Raw genomic sequence first — 14,744 nt, forward strand, 5'->3', positions numbered from 1 at the left:
GCCAAATCGCCCCAGCCCCACCTCCATCGACATACGACCGCTCTCCACAAGACCGCCTCCCGCCAGGGAATCAGTCTTCGCCGATCTTCGCAACAAAGATGTGTGCATTAGATAGCCGGTCACCGGGCTCTTTTGCCACCGTCACTTCACAAGAAGCTTAGCGCCAGCGTCGGGGCGCCAGGACCACACGACTTCGCCGTCCGCGTTACGCGCGCTCGTCAGTCGCACGCATCGCGTCCACCGCATCTCACCGCAACGTTCGTGACGATCGCGACCCGCCCCTCATCCGCCGTGAGACGCGCGGAGTTAAATCACTGATTTGCCCGACGGGTTAAGCGATTTATTTTTCGCTGATAGTCTGGACAGACTTTTAGGTGATTTGCCCGTCGGATCGATTTGTCGCACCCAAGGCATCCACATCATCATTGTGAGCGGAGCGAAGCAATCCATAGCGCCGCAAGCGGAAGAGTGGATTGCTTCGCTCCGCTCGCAATGACGGGGCTGTCATTCCGGGGCGATGCGGAGCGTCGAGCTATGATGTGCAATTGCACATCAGAGAATCCATTTCACCGCATGCGCCTGTGGCCCAATGGATTCCGGGTTCGTCCTTCGGACGCCCCGGAATGACGGCGGTGATGTGGATACGCCTACGACCCCTTCGGATTCACTTCGGCGTAGTTGCCCTTGGCGTCCCACTTGTAGACGACGTAGTCGATCGCCTTGATGTCGCCCTTGGCGTCGAAGGCCATCTTGCCGAGCACGGTGTCCCACTCGCCGGCCTTGATCGCGTCCATCACCTTCTTCGGATCAGTGGAGCCGACCTTGGCGACCGCCTGTGACCACACCTGCATCGCGGCGTAGGTGTAGAGTGTGTAGCCTTCGGGATCGATGTTCTTGGCCCTGAACTTCTCGACGATGGCTTTCGCGGTCGGCTTGTTGCGCGGATCGGGACCGAAGGTGAACAGCGTGCCTTCGGCGGCGGGGCCGGTGATCGAGGCGAACTCCTTGTCGTTCATGGCATCGCCCGCCATCAGCACCGTCTGCAGGCCCTGGTCGCGCATCTGGCGCAGGATCAGGCCGGCCTCCTGATGGTAGCCACCGACATAGACGAGATCGATGTTGTCGCGTTTGAGCCGCGAAACGATGGAGTTAAAATCCTTGTCGCCCTTGTTGTAGGACTCGAACATCTTCTCCTGGAAGCCGGCCTTGTTCAGCGCCTTCTTGGTCTCGTCCGCGAGGCCCTTGCCGTAGGTCGTCTTGTCGTTGAGGATCGCGACGTTCTTACCCTTGAAATTCTTCAGGATGTACTCGGCGGCGACCAGGCCCTGCTGGTCGTCGCGGCCGCAGACGCGCGCGACGTTCCAGAGCTTCCGTTCGGTGAACAGCGGGTTGGTAGAGGCCGGCGTGATCTGCAGTGTGTTGCCGTCGGCATAGGCTTCCGACGCCGGGATCGACGACGAAGAGCAGAAATGACCGGCGACGAAGGGGATCCGCGCGCTGGAGAGTTTTTCCGCGACCGAGCGCGCCTGCTTGGGATCGCAGGCATCGTCGCCGACCTCGAGCTTGAGCTTCTTGCCGAGCACGCCGCCCACGGCATTGAGATCGGAAACCGCCTGTTCGGCCCCGTTCTTCATCTGCCGGCCGAAAGCGGATTCGGAGCCCGTCATCGGGCCCGCCACTGCGATGGTGATATCCTGCGCGAATGCGCTCGCCGACAATGCGAGCGATGCGCCGAGTGCAAGGCCAATCAGCTTGAGTGATTTCATGTGGAGTCCCCGTGGTCATCGCTTAAGGGAAGCATCCGGCGCGCCGCCGGATACGAAACCGACGGCATTGTCGACTGAATTTGCCGTGAAGTCATCGGCATTTTTCAGGCAAATGCACGCTCCCTTCGCAGCATCTTGCCGCAGGATGGGTGCCGATCAGCTAGCCCCGCCGGCCGCCTTCCAGATAGGCAGCGCGGATCTCCGGCCGCCGCAACAGCTCGCTGCCGGTTCCAGACAGCGTGATCAAGCCGTTGACCATGACGTAGCCGCGATGGGCAAGTTTCAGTGCGTGGTTGGCGTTCTGCTCGACGATCAGGACGGTCAGGCCATCCTGGCGGTTCAGGGTGCGGATCGCGTCGAAGATCTGGCGTGCGATCAGCGGCGCGAGGCCGAGCGAAGGCTCATCCAGCATCAACAGGCGCGGGCGGCTCATCAGCGCGCGGCCGATCGCCAGCATCTGCTGCTCGCCGCCGGAGAGCGTGCCGCCACGCTGGTTAACGCGTTCCTTGAGCCGGGGGAACAGCGTGAACACGCGTTCCAGCACGGCCGCGCGTTCCGCTTCGCTGCACTCGGTGACGTCAGCGCCCATCTGCAGGTTTTCCGCGACGCTCATGCGCGGAAAGATCCGGCGTCCCTCGGGCGACTGCGCGATCCTAAGCCGCGCGATCTCGTGCGTCGGCACGCCGGTGATGTCATCACCGTCGAACTCGATCGCCCCGGCGCGGGCGCGCGGCTTGCCGAAGATCGTCATCATCAGCGTCGACTTGCCGGCACCGTTGGCCCCGATCAGCGCGACGATCTCGCCGGCATTGATCTCGAGATCGACGCCCTTGAGGGCTTCGATCTTGCCGTAGGCCGCGCGCAGGCCCCGGATCGCGAGGAGGGGAGAGGTTGAGGTCATAGGGCAACCTCGCAGCCGTCATGGCCGGGCTTGTCCCGGCCATCCACGTGCTTTCTCCGGCCTGTCGTCATTGCGAGCGAAGCGAAGCAATCCATCCCTCCGCGCGCCGCGGCATGGATTGCTTCGTCGCTTTCGCTCCTCGCAATGACGGAGGGCCGTCGGAACGTGGATGCCCGGGACAAGCCCGGGCATGACGGGGATAGAGCGTGGGCGATCACGTGCCGCTCTCCATGACGGCGATGGCTTCTTCCTCGTCGGCGCCGAGATAGGCGGCGATCACCTTGGGATCGTCGCGAACGGATTGTGGCGTGCCTTCGGCGATCTTGACGCCGTAATCCATCACCACGACGTGGTCGGAAATCTCCATCACCACGGACATGTCGTGCTCGATCAAGAGGATCGAGGTGCCCTGTTCGGTGCGGATCGAGAGCAAGAGCTCGCTCAAGGCGGCGCTCTCGCGCGCGTTCAGGCCGGCGGCGGGCTCGTCGAGGCAGAGCAGCGCGGGCTCGGTGCACATCGCGCGCGCGATCTCGAGCCGGCGCTGGTCGCCATAGGGAAGATTGCCGGCGGCATCGTCGGCGCGGTCGAGCAGGCCGACGCGCGCAAGCCAGGTGCGCGCCAGCTCGATCGCGCGTGCTTCGGCGCTGCGCCAGGATGGCGCGCCGATCAGGCCGAGGAAGGTCAGGCCGGAGGCGCGCATCAGCGCGTTGTGCTGCGCCACCATCAGATTCTCCAGCGCCGTCATGCCGGGGAACAGGCGGATGTTCTGGAAGGTGCGCGCCACGCGCGCCTGCTTGGAGATGCGGAAATCGTTCAGACGTTCGAGCTGGATCGTCTTGCCGTCGTCATGGGTCAGCGCGATCGAGCCGCCGCTCGGCCTGTAGAAGCCAGTGATGCAGTTGAAGACGGTGGTCTTGCCGGCGCCGTTCGGGCCGATCAACGCGGTGATCTTGCGCCGTCCGGCATCGAAGGAGAGATCGTTCACGGCAACGATGCCGCCGAACCGCATCGACAGGCCATTGACGGAGAGGATGGTCTCACCGCTCATCCGTGTCCCTCCTTGACGAGGTCGGAGGAGATCGCCTGGTTGCGCTCGAGATAGACGGTCGGGGCGCGATGACCGATCAGTCCGCGCGGCCGCCAGATCATGAGCAGCACCATCGCCATCCCGAACACCAGCATGCGGTACTGGTCAAGGCCGCGGAACAGCTCGAAGCCGCCGATCATCGCCAGCGCAGCCAGCGCGACGCCGAGCTGCGAGCCCATGCCGCCGAGCACGACGATGGCGAGCACCAGCGCCGATTCCTGGAAGGTGAAGGATTCCGGGCTGATGAAGCCCTGGCGCGTCGCGAAGAACGCGCCTGCAAAGCCGCCGAACATCGCGCCGGTGGCAAAGGCCGTGAGTTTGGTCGTGGTGGTGTTGATGCCGAGCGCGCGGCAGGCGACCTCGTCCTCGCGCAGCGCCTCCCAGGCGCGGCCGATCGGCAGGCGGCGAAGGCGGATCGTGACCCAGTTGGTCAGCAGCGCCATCGCCAGGATCAAATAGAACAGGAACACGATGCGGTGCGTCGGCGAGAACTCGATGCCGAGCCGCGCCGCCAGCCCGTCCTCGCCGGGCGAGAGCGGAATGCCGAACAAGGTCGGCCGCGGGATGCCGGAGACGCCGTTCGGCCCGCCGGTCAGGCTCTGCCAGTTGATGATGACGAGGCGGATGATCTCGCCGAACGCCAGTGTCACGATCGCGAGATAGTCGCCGCGCAATCTGAGCACGGGAAAGCCGAGCAGCACGCCCCAGAACGCGGCGAGGATGCCGGCGAGCGGCAGGCAGACCCAGAACGACAGTCCGAAATTGGTGGCGAGCAGCGCGTAGGAATAGGCACCGACGGCGTAGAAGGCGACATAGCCGAGATCGAGCAGGCCGGCGAGGCCGACGACCACGTTCAGTCCCCAACCGAGCATCACATAGGTGAGCACGAGGATCGCGAGATCGAGGATGTAGCGCTGATCATAGAAGATCACCGGCACCAGGAACGTGAAGATCAGCAGCGCCGGCGCGATCAGGCGTCCGGCGAGCGACAGCGCATTTTGTACCGCCGGCGGAACGACGCGGACCTTGTCGGCGGGACCCCACCATTGCCGCAGCAGCTCGATGACGATGCTGCCGCCGAACACGGCGGCGACGATGGCGGCGAGATCGCCGAACCGCGTCCAGTAGATCAGCCCGCCTTGCGGGCCGGCCTCGGTGCGGACGCCGATCATCAACGAGAACAGCACCAGCGCGACCAAGGCACTGATGGTGGCTTTCTTGAGGATGAAGGCGGCGCCGCTCGCGCGCGACGCCGGCTTCTTCTCGAGCGCTGACGTGGTCACGCGGCCGCCCGTCAGACTTTTTCGACTTCAGGCCGGCCGAGCAGGCCGGTCGGAAGGAAGATCAGAACCACGATCAGGATGGAGAAGGCGGCGACGTCCTTGTACTCGACCGAGAAATAGGCCGACCAGAATGTCTCGATCAGCCCGATCGCCAATCCTCCCAGCATCGCGCCGGGCAGCGAGCCGATGCCGCCGAGGACCGCGGCGGTGAACGCCTTGATGCCGGCGACGAAGCCCATGAAGAAATCGACCAGGCCATAGTAGAGCAGGTACATCATGCCGGCGACGGCGGCGAGCGCGGCGCCGATCACGAAGGTCATGGAGATGGTGCGGTCGACGTCGACGCCGAGCAGCGCCGCCATGGTCTGGTCCTGCTCGCAGGCGCGCATGTCGCGCCCGAGCCGCGTGCGCGACACGAGCCAGGTGAACAGCGCGAGCAGCACCACGGTGGCAAGCACGACGATGATCTGGATGTTGGAGAGCTGCACCACGAAGCCGCTTTCACCCTCGTGCAGCGTGTAGCCGCCGGTGATGATCGGCGGCACCGGCTTCACGCGCGCGCCTTGCGCGACCTGAGAGAAATTCGTCAGCACGAAGGACATGCCGATGGCTGAGAGCATTGGCGCCAGGCGGAACGAATGCCGCAGCGGCCGGTAGGCGATACGCTCCACCGTCCAGCCATAGAGCGCGGTGATCGCCATCGACACCAGGAGCACGATGAACAGCACCAGCGGGATCGCGGTGAGGCCGAGCGAGACCAGCACCAAAAAGGAGATCAGCGCGATGAAACCGCCGATCATGAAGATGTCGCCATGGGCGAAATTGATCATGCCGACGATGCCATAGACCATGGTGTAGCCGATCGCGATCAGCCCATAGATCGAGCCGAGCACGAGGCCGTTGATGAGTTGCTGGGCGAAATAATCCATGCGCTGCCGCTTGTGAGAGAGCGACGCGGCGAGGGCTCCCGGCAGCCTTGTCCGACGCGTCGTATCATTTTCTAACAGTGGAACCCCTTGGGCGGCAACAGCGCTAGCTGCGGCATCAAGGGCTTGTACAGAGGTAGTTTTACCGGCGGTTCCCGATCCAGCATTTGCCTCACCGTGACGTGACGGTTCCCACCGAAACGGCGTCCTGGTTCCCGCGTTGGCCCGTGCCTGGTTCGAAGGGACCAGGTCCAACCAGGGAGTTTGTGAATGGCCAGTCAGAACCAGAACCCGGGTCAGCAGAATCAAAATCCGGGCCAGAAGCCCGGCCAGCAGCAGGGCGGCGGCAGCAAGCCCGGCCAGCAGCAGCAAGACCCGAACCGTCAGGGCCAGAAACCCGGCCAACCGCAGGATCCGGGGCAGGTGCGCTAGTTTCCCGTCCAAGCGAGAGCAAAAGGGAAGTCCCGCCGAAAGGCGGGACTTTCTTTTGGACGCCGTCCACAGCGGACCGCCCCAATTAAGGTTAATAAAGGGTTTAGATTGCCGCTTCAGTTCCAACGAAGTTACCTCGCGACATACCCGCCATCGCGGCGTCGGGCGAGCGGAACAGCAGGGAGCGGCAGATGTCGACGAACTGGCGGATCAGCTCATTTTGCGGCGCGCTGCTTGCGGCCTATTTCATCCCGGCGTGGGCGAGCATCGCCTTTCAGATCATGGCCTCGCCGGTCCGCGGTCTCTATGAACGGCCGAGCGTGTCGATCGGGTTCTTCATCAGCGATCATCTGCATCTGTCGGGTATCGCGAGCGTGCGTATCGCCTGGCTGCTGGCGCTGGTGCGGATCACCACAGTTGCCTTTTTCACGCTGTATCTGGTGCTGCTTTCGCTTCGCTCGGTGCGCGAACGCGGCGGCGGCGATGAGACGCTCGGTATGGCGCTCGTGCTCGGCAGCGTGCTCAGCTTCGTCAGCATGCTGGCGGCGTCCGTGGCCGGCGAAGCCGAGGCGCTGCGGCTGCACGCGACCGAACTGTTGATGCTGGTCGGCATCGGCATCGTGCTGGTGGTCGAGGGCGCCGCGCCGCGGCTGGCCGAGGTGCGCGACGAGACCGATACCAGCGTGCCGGCCGGCAAATTATCCCTTCAACAGCCCTAGCTCGGCGATAATCGCCGAGGCTTCCTTCACCGCATGGTTAGCGGCGGGGACGCCGCAATAGATCGCCTGCTGCAGCAGGATCTCCTTGATATCGTCAGGCGAAAAGCCGCCTTCGGTGAGGGCGGCACGCACATGCAGGCGGAATTCGTCCCACTGCCCGAGCGCGACCATGGTGCCGATCACCAGTACCCGCCGCGTGCGATGATCGAAATGCGGCCGCGTCCAGATATCGCCCCAGGCATAGCGCGTGATCAGGTCCTGGAAGTCGGTGTTGAAGGCGTTGCGATTGGCAATCGATTTATCGACCCATTCATTGCCGAGCACTTTGCGGCGCTGGGTCATGCCCTCGTCGCGGCGCTTGTCGTCGTCCATGATGCCTCTCCTTGCTCGGGCGTCTCTTCACCTCTCCCCGGCGGGGAGAGGTGGGTTTGCGCTGACGATGCGAAGCATCGTCAGCGCAAACCGGGTGAGGGGACTCAGGTGCCCATGAAGGACCGTAACCCCTCACCCGCGCCTTCGGCGCGACCTCTCCCGATGGGAGAGGTGGTGCAGAGTGCGCTGCACTAGCGTTGCGTCAGGAAGCCGACCACGGCGTCCGTGAAGGCGTGCGACTGCTCGACGTTGGAAATATGCGCGGCATCGAGGATCGTCATGCTGGCGCCCGGGATGCGGCTGCGGATGAATTCCCCAGCCGAGATCGGCGTTGCCATATCGTGACGGCCGGCGATCACCAGCGTCGGGCTCTTGATCTTCGGGAGCAGCTCGCGCTGGTCGAGCGTGCTCAGGGCTTCGCAGCAGGCGATGTAACCCTCCGCGGGCGAGGCCAACAGCATCGCCTTCATCCGGGCTGCGATCTGCGGCTCGCGCTCGCGGAAATCCGCCGTCAGCCAGCCCGCGATCACGGTGTCGGCGACCGCGGCGAGGCCGCCTTCCTTCACCGCCTTGATGCGATTGTGCCAGTTGGTCGGGTCCGGGTAGTAGCAGGCGGTGTTGGAGAGGATGATCTTGCCGAAGCGTTCGGGCGCGTTGGCCCCCAGCCATTGCCCGACCATGCCGCCCATCGACAGGCCGCACCAATGCGTCTTTTCGATATTGAGGTCGTCGAGGATCGCCAGCACGTCGCGGCCGAAACGCTCCATCGAATAGGGGCCGGGAGGGACCTGCGACTTGCCATGGCCGCGCCGGTCGTAGCGGATGACGCGGAACACCTGCGTCAGCGCCTTCATCTGCGGTTCCCACATCTGCAACGTGCAGCCCAGCGAATTCGACAGCATCAGCGTCGGTCCGCCGTCGCGGCCTTCGACCTGGACGTTGAGTAGGCATCCGTCGGCGTCGATCATCGGCATGGTCTGCGTTCCCTCGTTTCTTTCCTGTCATTCCGGGGCGATGCGACAGCATCGAGCCCGGAATCCATTTCACCACCCGGGTATGTGGCCCGATGGATTCCGGGTTCGCGCTCTGCGCGCCCCGGAATGACAGCGGAGGTCTTACGACAAATCCTCAAGCGAGGCGAGCAGGCGGTCGATCAGCGCCTGCGAGGCGCCCTGGTAGGACATTGGTTCAAACAGTTTTTCGATTCTGTCCGCGGCGAGATGCGCGGTGATCCGTGGATCGGACTTCAACACGTCGCGCAAGTGTTTCTGCTCGGCCACGGCCTTCTTGCTGGCGGCTTCCATCAGATGATGCGCCTCGCTCTTGCCGAGCTTTTCGGCGAGCGCCATCGACACCGCTTCTGCCATGATCAGCCCACGGGTGGCATCGAGGTTGACGCGCATGCGCGCAGCGTCGACTTCCAGGCCCTCGGCGATGTCGACGATGGCGGCGAGCGCGCCTGATGTGACCAGCATCAGCGTCGGCAAGGTCGGCCATTCTGCATGCCACGGCCCTGCGCTGCGCTCGTGGTCCTGGACCTGCGCGGCAAGGATCGTCGCGGCGAGATTGGGGGCCATGGTGGCGGCGGCGAGCGCGGTTGCGGCGGCAACGGGATTGCGCTTGTGCGGCATGGTGGAGGAGCCGCCGCGGCCTTCGCCCGATGGCTCGAACGCCTCGGCGACGTCGGTCTGCATCATCAAGGAGACGTCGCGGGCGATCTTGCCGCAGCTTCCGCAGACGATGGCAAAGGCAGAGGCGATGTCCGCGATGCGGTCGCGGTGGGTGTGCCAGGGCGCCTCCGGCAGCGGCAGGCCAAGCTCCTGCGCCAGTTTTTCCGCCACTGCTATGCCTTTGTCGCCGAGCGCAGCCAGCGTGCCGGCCGCGCCGCCGAATTGCAGCGCCAGTGCCTCGCGGCGCAGACGTTGCAAGCGCCTCCGCGAGCGGTGCAGGCTTGCGGCATATTCGGCGAGCTTGAGGCCGAACGGCATCGGCAGCGCATGCTGCAGCCAGGTGCGCGCAACCACCGCGGTGTCGCGATGCTCGCGGGCGAGTTTGGCAAAGCCTGTGATGGCGCGGTCGAGTTGGGCGAGCAACACATCGATGCCGGCGCGCAGAGTGAGCATCGTCGCGGTGTCGATGACGTCCTGGCTGGTCGCGCCCCAATGCACATAGCGCGCGGCCTCCTTACTGGCCTTGGCCGCTTCCGCGGTGAGCGCCTTGACCAGCGGGATCGCGAGGTTGCCCGACCGAACGGCGGCTTCCGCGAGCGCCGCGCGGTCGAATGATTCGGCCTTGCACGCCGCGCCGATCGGGCCGGCCGCGGCATTCGGAATCACGCCGACCGCTGCTTCGGCGCGCGCCAGCGCTGCCTCGAAATCAAGCATATTCTGCAAGCAAGCGGCATCGTCGCACACCGCGCGCATCGCGGCGCTTGACAGCATCGGTGCCAGCAGAGGGGAAAGGGATGTGCTCATCGCGCGCGACCTAATCATTCCCGGCTGCCGCTGCCAATGGCCCTTCTTGATCGAGCCCGGCGCCATCACAAGGGGCGGTCTCCGTTTTGCTGCGCTGCGAATATGCATCGCTCGTGGTCGGATGCCGGTCTTTCCTTTGTGGCCGCCGTGCTTTACTTGGGTGTTGGTTCGATGCGATCGGGGAGGCTCTCATGGCAATGACAATGACCGGCGAAGTCCAGCTTGCGGCGTCGCGCGAGGCCGTGTGGGCCAAGCTCAACGATCCCGAGGTGCTGAAGGTCTGCATCCCCGGCTGCGAGGAATTGGAGAGAACCGAGGACAACGGCTTTCGCGCCGTTGCCAAGATGAAGGTCGGCCCGGTCTCGGCGCGCTTCAAAGGCAAGGTCATGCTGTCCGATCTCGATCCGCCCAACGGCTACAAGATCTCGGGCGAAGGCGAGGGCGGGGTTGCCGGATTCGCCAAGGGCGGCGCGACAGTCGCGCTTGCCGAGAAGGATGGCGGCACACTCTTGAGTTACAACGTCGAGGCGCAGATCGGCGGCAAGCTCGCCCAGCTCGGCCAGCGCCTGATCAACGGCGCGGCCAAGAAACTGGCCGATGAATTCTTCGCGAATTTCGCCAAGGCCGTGCAAGGCTGAAATAAATAAAGACTAGTGGCGCCGCACAACGGCGCCAGAACGGCACGACGTCATCCGGCCATGCGAGGGGCGAGGTTGCCCATTGCGGTGATGGCCCATATTATGGCTTTTGGAACGGTTATAAACGCCTGCTCTGTCGATATGCGGCAGAGCAGATCAAGAGAGTGCTGATGGCCAAGATTTCCCTGATCGTGAACGGCAATCCCGTCACCGCTAACGTCGATCCCCGTACCCTTCTCGTTCAATTCCTGCGTGAAAACCTGCGGTTGACCGGGACCCATGTCGGTTGCGACACCTCGCAATGCGGCGCCTGCGTCGTGCATCTCGACGGCAAGGCCGTGAAGTCGTGCACCACGCTTGCGGTGATGGCCGACGGCCATGAGGTCAAGACCATCGAGGGACTGGCGCCGGATGGCGGGCCGCTGCATCCGATGCAGGAAGCGTTCCGCGAGAATCATGGCCTGCAGTGCGGCTTCTGCACGCCCGGCATGATTATGACCGCGGTCGACATGGTGCACCGCAAGGGAAACGAGCTTTCCGACGAGGTGATCCGCGAAGAGCTCGAAGGCAATCTGTGCCGCTGCACCGGCTATCAGAACATCGTCGCCTCGATCGCCGCCGGCGCCAAGGCGATGGCGAAGTCCGATCTCGCTTGAACCTCAGCGCATTGCATCGCGATCGCTGTTGAAAATTCCGGGGCATTCCAATGTATGAATTCAAGTATCATCGTCCGGCGACCGTGCGACAGGCCGCCAATCTGCTGGTGAAGAACGAGGATGCCAAGCTGATCGCCGGCGGCCACACGCTGGTGCCGGTGATGAAGCAGCGGCTCGCGAGCCCGCCGCATCTGGTCGACCTCTCTCATGTCGAAGGCCTCGACACCATCGAGATGAAAGGCCGCGCGCTTGCGATCGGCGCCACCGCCAAGCATGCCGAGGTCGCCAGCTCCGCCGTCGTCGGCGAGGCGATCCCGGCGCTCGCCGACCTCGCGGGAGGGATCGGCGATCCCGCCGTGCGCCATCGCGGCACCATCGGCGGCTCGCTGGCGAACAACGACCCGACCGCGGACTATCCGGCCGCCGTGCTGGCGCTGGGCGCGACCATCGTCACCAACAAGCGGCGGCTCAAGGCCGAGGAGTTCTTCCAGGGCCTGTTCTCGACCGCGCTCGAGGCCGACGAGATCATCACCAAGGTGCAGTTTCCGGTTCCGAAGAAGGCGGCTTACGTCAAGTTCCGTAACCAGGCCTCGCGCTATGCGCTGGTCGGCGTGTTCGTGGCACGGCGGCCGTCGGACGTCCGCGTTGCCGTTACCGGCGCCGGCTCGGACGGCGTGTTCCGCGTCACCGCTTTCGAGGAGGCCCTGCAGAAGCGCTTCTCGCCCAAGGTGCTGGAGGGGATCAACGTATCCCCGGAAGGGCTGAACAGCGACCTGCATGGCAGTGCCGAATATCGCGCGCATTTGATCGGGGTGCTGGCGCGCCGGGCGGTCGAAGCTGCTAACGCTAAAGCGTGATAGTGCAGGCTGCTTTGGCTCCAACACCGGCTTTCCCATGACCGCATCGACGCTCCCGAAATCAGTCGATGCGCTGCTCCAGCTCCTGACCTCGCGCGGCTATCTCGCCGAGCGGTCGCTCGCGACCGTGACCTATCTTGCGCTGCGCATGGGCCGGCCGTTGTTCCTGGAAGGCGAGGCCGGCGTCGGCAAGACCGAGATCGCCAAGGTGCTGTCTTCAGCGCTCGGGCGGAAGCTGATCCGCCTGCAATGCTATGAGGGCCTCGACGTCGCCTCCGCGGTCTACGAGTGGAGCAGCGCGGCGCAGATGATCGCGATCCGCCTCGCGGAAGCCTCCGGCGACACTGACCGCGACCAGCTCGCGAGCGACATCTTCGCCGAGCGTTTCCTGATCAAGCGGCCGCTGCTGCAGGCGCTGGAGCCTGACGTCGCCGGCCCGCCGGTGCTCCTGATCGACGAGCTCGACCGCGCGGACGAGGCGTTCGAGGCCTATCTTCTGGAGATCCTGTCGGACTTCCAGGTGACGATCCCCGAGCTCGGCACGGTGAAGGCGCCGGCGGCGCCGATCGTGATCATCACCTCCAACCGCACCCGCGAGATCCACGACGCGCTGAAGCGGCGCTGTCTCTATCACTGGGTCGACTATCCCACAGCCGAGCGCGAGCTCGCGATCGTCAAGTCGCGGGTGCCGAATATTTCGGCCAAGCTGTCGCAGCAGGTGGTCCGCTTCGTGCAGGCGCTGCGCAACCAGGATTTCTACAAGTCGCCCGGCGTCGCCGAGACCATCGACTGGGCCACCGCGCTCTCGGAGCTGGATGCCCGCTCGCTGACGCCGCAAGTGGTCGGCGAGACCCTCGGTGCGCTCCTGAAGTACCAGGATGACATCGCGCGCATGCAGGGCGATACGCTGCAGAAGGTTTTGAAGGAAGCGACGAGCGAGACGTAGCTGCTCGCGCGTCATACACGACAGTCGTCATTCCGGGGCGCGCGCAGCGCGAGCCCGGAATCCATTTCGCCACCTGTTCTGCGGTAGGATGGATTCCGGGCTCGCGACTTCGTCGCGCCCCGGAATGACGGTGAGGTGAGGATAGATGCCCATCAACCACCTTGCGCCGCCGACCGGGCACATGGCCGACAATGTCGTCGGCTTTGCCCGCGCGCTGCGGGCGGCCGGGTTGCCGGTCGGGCCGGGCTCGGTGATCGACGCGCTCAATGCGCTGCAGCTCATCGAAGTCGGCAACCGCGCCGATTTCTACGCCACGCTGGAAGCGATCTTCGTCAAGCGCCATGAGCATGCGCTGATCTTTGCCCAGGCCTTCGACCTGTTCTTCCGCGCCGCCGAGGAGTGGAAGAGCATGCTGGACTCGGTGCCGCTGCCCGACCACGCCAAGAAGAAGCCGCCGCCGGCCTCGCGCCGCGTGCAGGAAGCGCTGTCGCAGCCCGCGAGCCGCGAGGAGCGGCCGCAGGAGCAGGCGCAGGAACTCAAGCTCTCGGTCTCCGACCGCGAGATCTTGCAGAAGAAAGACTTTGCGCAGATGAGCGCGGCCGAGATCGCCGAGGTCACCCGCGCCATCGCCAAGATGAGCTTGCCGCAGGCCGAGCTGGAGACGCGCCGCTACCGGCCGGACGCCCGCGGCCTCCGGCTCGATATGCGCCGCACCATCCGCAATTCCTTGCGCACCGGCGGCGAGATCGTCGACATCCGCAAGCTCGGCCGAATCGACAAGCCGGCGCCGATCGTGGCGCTGCTCGATATCTCGGGATCGATGAGCGAATATACCCGCCTGTTCCTGCACTTCCTGCATGCCATCACCGATGCCCGCAAGCGCGTCTCGGTGTTCCTGTTCGGCACCCGCCTGACCAACGTGACGCGGGCGCTGCGGCAGCGCGATCCGGACGAGGCGCTGGCAAGCTGCTCCTCGAGCGTCGAGGACTGGGCCGGCGGCACAAGGATCGCGACCTCGCTGCACACCTTCAACAAGCTGTGGGCTCGCCGGGTGCTGGGGCAGGGCGCGATCGTGCTGCTGATCTCCGACGGGCTGGAGCGCGAGGCGGACGCCAAGCTTGCCTTCGAGATGGACCGGCTGCATCGTTCCTGCCGCCGCCTGATCTGGCTCAACCCGCTGCTGCGCTACAGCGCCTTCGAGCCCAAGGCGCAGGGCATCAAAATGATGCTGCCCCACGTTGACGAATTCCGCCCGGTGCATAACTTGAGTTCCATCCAGGGGCTGATCGAGGCGCTTTCGGCCCCGCCGCCGCCTCATCATCGCAGCCTGATCCGCTCCATAGCTTGAAGAGGGTTCTCAAATGCTCAATCGCGACGAAGACATCCTGAAGGCGGCTGAGGACTGGCAGAAGGCCGGCCATGGGGTGGCGCTGGCCACCGTGGTGGAGACCTGGGGCTCGGCGCCGCGTCCGGCTGGATCGAGCCTCGTCATCAACGACGAGGGTACGTTCCTGGGTTCGGTCTCGGGCGGCTGCGTCGAAGGCGCCGTGGTGACTGAGGCACTCGACGTGATCTCGAGCGGCCAGCCGAGGATGCTCGAATTCGGCGTGGCTGACGAGACCGCATGGAATGTCGGCCTGTCCTGCGGTGGCACCATCCGCGTCTTCGTCGAGAAGGTGGGCTAGCC

Annotated in this window: 16 protein-coding genes; 8 read left to right on the plus strand and 8 right to left on the minus strand. The window is 64.8% G+C overall.

Annotated features, from left to right (window positions below; genetic code table 11):
• Positions 1 to 647: 647 nt before the first annotated feature.
• The 5 genes from ACZIRK_RS36090 to ACZIRK_RS36110 form a co-directional block, all read right to left on the minus strand.
• Positions 648 to 1,766, minus strand: a complete 1,119-nt coding sequence (locus ACZIRK_RS36090; protein ID WP_474419133.1) for a branched-chain amino acid ABC transporter substrate-binding protein — start codon at positions 1,764 to 1,766, stop codon at positions 648 to 650.
• A gap of 160 nt (positions 1,767 to 1,926) precedes the next feature.
• Positions 1,927 to 2,667, minus strand: a complete 741-nt coding sequence (locus tag ACZIRK_RS36095) for an ABC transporter ATP-binding protein (protein ID WP_474419134.1) — start codon at positions 2,665 to 2,667, stop codon at positions 1,927 to 1,929.
• Positions 2,668 to 2,881: 214 nt separating this feature from the next.
• Positions 2,882 to 3,715 (minus strand): ABC transporter ATP-binding protein, encoded by an 834-nt coding sequence (locus tag ACZIRK_RS36100; RefSeq protein ID WP_474419135.1) that lies wholly within the window; start codon positions 3,713 to 3,715, stop codon positions 2,882 to 2,884.
• Positions 3,712 to 5,037: a high-affinity branched-chain amino acid ABC transporter permease LivM gene (gene livM, locus ACZIRK_RS36105; RefSeq protein WP_130229673.1), complete on the minus strand. Its 1,326-nt coding sequence runs from the start codon at positions 5,035 to 5,037 to the stop codon at positions 3,712 to 3,714. The genes ACZIRK_RS36100 and livM overlap by 4 nt, the downstream gene beginning before the upstream one ends.
• A gap of 11 nt (positions 5,038 to 5,048) precedes the next feature.
• Positions 5,049 to 5,966 (minus strand): ABC transporter permease subunit, encoded by a 918-nt coding sequence (locus ACZIRK_RS36110; RefSeq protein WP_028166346.1) that lies wholly within the window; start codon positions 5,964 to 5,966, stop codon positions 5,049 to 5,051.
• 267 nt (positions 5,967 to 6,233) lie between these two features.
• Here ACZIRK_RS36110 and ACZIRK_RS36115 point away from each other — a divergent pair, with 267 nt between their 5' ends.
• Positions 6,234 to 6,395, plus strand: a complete 162-nt coding sequence (locus tag ACZIRK_RS36115) for a hypothetical protein (protein WP_165435551.1) — start codon at positions 6,234 to 6,236, stop codon at positions 6,393 to 6,395.
• A 191-nt stretch (positions 6,396 to 6,586) separates the two neighbouring features.
• On the plus strand, positions 6,587 to 7,114 hold the full coding sequence (locus ACZIRK_RS36120) for a hypothetical protein (protein ID WP_028166345.1): 528 nt from the start codon (positions 6,587 to 6,589) through the stop codon (positions 7,112 to 7,114).
• On the opposite strand, the gene ACZIRK_RS36125 is transcribed toward ACZIRK_RS36120, so the two are convergent.
• From ACZIRK_RS36125 to ACZIRK_RS36135, 3 genes are all read right to left on the minus strand, one after another.
• Positions 7,094 to 7,486: a carboxymuconolactone decarboxylase family protein gene (locus ACZIRK_RS36125; RefSeq protein WP_456644434.1), complete on the minus strand. Its 393-nt coding sequence runs from the start codon at positions 7,484 to 7,486 to the stop codon at positions 7,094 to 7,096. The genes ACZIRK_RS36120 and ACZIRK_RS36125 overlap by 21 nt on opposite strands.
• A gap of 191 nt (positions 7,487 to 7,677) precedes the next feature.
• Positions 7,678 to 8,460 carry a 3-oxoadipate enol-lactonase gene (pcaD, locus tag ACZIRK_RS36130; protein ID WP_028166343.1) on the minus strand — a complete coding sequence of 261 codons (783 nt, stop codon included), beginning with the start codon at positions 8,458 to 8,460 and terminating at the stop codon, positions 7,678 to 7,680.
• Positions 8,461 to 8,601: 141 nt separating this feature from the next.
• Entirely contained in the window at positions 8,602 to 9,960 is a 1,359-nt protein-coding gene (locus ACZIRK_RS36135; protein ID WP_474419136.1) for a 3-carboxy-cis,cis-muconate cycloisomerase, read from the minus strand.
• 191 nt (positions 9,961 to 10,151) lie between these two features.
• Between ACZIRK_RS36135 and ACZIRK_RS36140 the strand changes: the two genes are divergently transcribed.
• The 6 genes from ACZIRK_RS36140 (at position 10,152) to ACZIRK_RS36165 (ending at position 14,742) form a co-directional block, all read left to right on the plus strand.
• Positions 10,152 to 10,598, plus strand: a complete 447-nt coding sequence (locus ACZIRK_RS36140) for an SRPBCC family protein (protein ID WP_028166341.1) — start codon at positions 10,152 to 10,154, stop codon at positions 10,596 to 10,598.
• Positions 10,599 to 10,768: 170 nt separating this feature from the next.
• Positions 10,769 to 11,254 carry a (2Fe-2S)-binding protein gene (locus ACZIRK_RS36145; RefSeq protein WP_028166340.1) on the plus strand — a complete coding sequence of 162 codons (486 nt, stop codon included), beginning with the start codon at positions 10,769 to 10,771 and terminating at the stop codon, positions 11,252 to 11,254.
• A 50-nt stretch (positions 11,255 to 11,304) separates the two neighbouring features.
• Positions 11,305 to 12,111: an FAD binding domain-containing protein gene (locus tag ACZIRK_RS36150; RefSeq protein WP_130229677.1), complete on the plus strand. Its 807-nt coding sequence runs from the start codon at positions 11,305 to 11,307 to the stop codon at positions 12,109 to 12,111.
• Between the two features lie 37 nt (positions 12,112 to 12,148).
• Complete coding sequence (locus tag ACZIRK_RS36155; RefSeq protein WP_474419137.1) at positions 12,149 to 13,057, plus strand: AAA family ATPase; 909 nt, start codon at positions 12,149 to 12,151, stop codon at positions 13,055 to 13,057.
• A 145-nt stretch (positions 13,058 to 13,202) separates the two neighbouring features.
• On the plus strand, positions 13,203 to 14,405 hold the full coding sequence (locus ACZIRK_RS36160; RefSeq protein WP_474419138.1) for a vWA domain-containing protein: 1,203 nt from the start codon (positions 13,203 to 13,205) through the stop codon (positions 14,403 to 14,405).
• Between the two features lie 13 nt (positions 14,406 to 14,418).
• Positions 14,419 to 14,742: an XdhC family protein gene (locus ACZIRK_RS36165; protein ID WP_027582816.1), complete on the plus strand. Its 324-nt coding sequence runs from the start codon at positions 14,419 to 14,421 to the stop codon at positions 14,740 to 14,742.
• Positions 14,743 to 14,744: the final 2 nt, after the last annotated feature.

Source organism: Bradyrhizobium sp. Leo114 (assembly GCF_055229415.2).

Excerpts from the sequence above, each read along its gene's own strand:
- ACZIRK_RS36090 (WP_474419133.1), bottom strand. The coding sequence starts at position 1,766 with ATGAAATCACTCAAGCTGATTGGCCTTGCACTCGGCGCATCGCTCGCA.
- ACZIRK_RS36095 (WP_474419134.1), bottom strand. The coding sequence starts at position 2,667 with ATGACCTCAACCTCTCCCCTCCTCGCGATCCGGGGCCTGCGCGCGGCC.
- ACZIRK_RS36100 (WP_474419135.1), bottom strand. The coding sequence starts at position 3,715 with ATGAGCGGTGAGACCATCCTCTCCGTCAATGGCCTGTCGATGCGGTTC.
- ACZIRK_RS36110 (WP_028166346.1), bottom strand. The coding sequence starts at position 5,966 with ATGGATTATTTCGCCCAGCAACTCATCAACGGCCTCGTGCTCGGCTCG.
- ACZIRK_RS36115 (WP_165435551.1), top strand. The coding sequence starts at position 6,234 with ATGGCCAGTCAGAACCAGAACCCGGGTCAGCAGAATCAAAATCCGGGC.
- ACZIRK_RS36120 (WP_028166345.1), top strand. The coding sequence starts at position 6,587 with ATGTCGACGAACTGGCGGATCAGCTCATTTTGCGGCGCGCTGCTTGCG.
- ACZIRK_RS36125 (WP_456644434.1), bottom strand. The coding sequence starts at position 7,486 with ATGGACGACGACAAGCGCCGCGACGAGGGCATGACCCAGCGCCGCAAA.
- pcaD (WP_028166343.1), bottom strand. The coding sequence starts at position 8,460 with ATGCCGATGATCGACGCCGACGGATGCCTACTCAACGTCCAGGTCGAA.
- ACZIRK_RS36135 (WP_474419136.1), bottom strand. The coding sequence starts at position 9,960 with ATGAGCACATCCCTTTCCCCTCTGCTGGCACCGATGCTGTCAAGCGCC.
- ACZIRK_RS36140 (WP_028166341.1), top strand. The coding sequence starts at position 10,152 with ATGGCAATGACAATGACCGGCGAAGTCCAGCTTGCGGCGTCGCGCGAG.
- ACZIRK_RS36145 (WP_028166340.1), top strand. The coding sequence starts at position 10,769 with ATGGCCAAGATTTCCCTGATCGTGAACGGCAATCCCGTCACCGCTAAC.
- ACZIRK_RS36150 (WP_130229677.1), top strand. The coding sequence starts at position 11,305 with ATGTATGAATTCAAGTATCATCGTCCGGCGACCGTGCGACAGGCCGCC.
- ACZIRK_RS36155 (WP_474419137.1), top strand. The coding sequence starts at position 12,149 with ATGACCGCATCGACGCTCCCGAAATCAGTCGATGCGCTGCTCCAGCTC.
- ACZIRK_RS36160 (WP_474419138.1), top strand. The coding sequence starts at position 13,203 with ATGCCCATCAACCACCTTGCGCCGCCGACCGGGCACATGGCCGACAAT.
- ACZIRK_RS36165 (WP_027582816.1), top strand. The coding sequence starts at position 14,419 with ATGCTCAATCGCGACGAAGACATCCTGAAGGCGGCTGAGGACTGGCAG.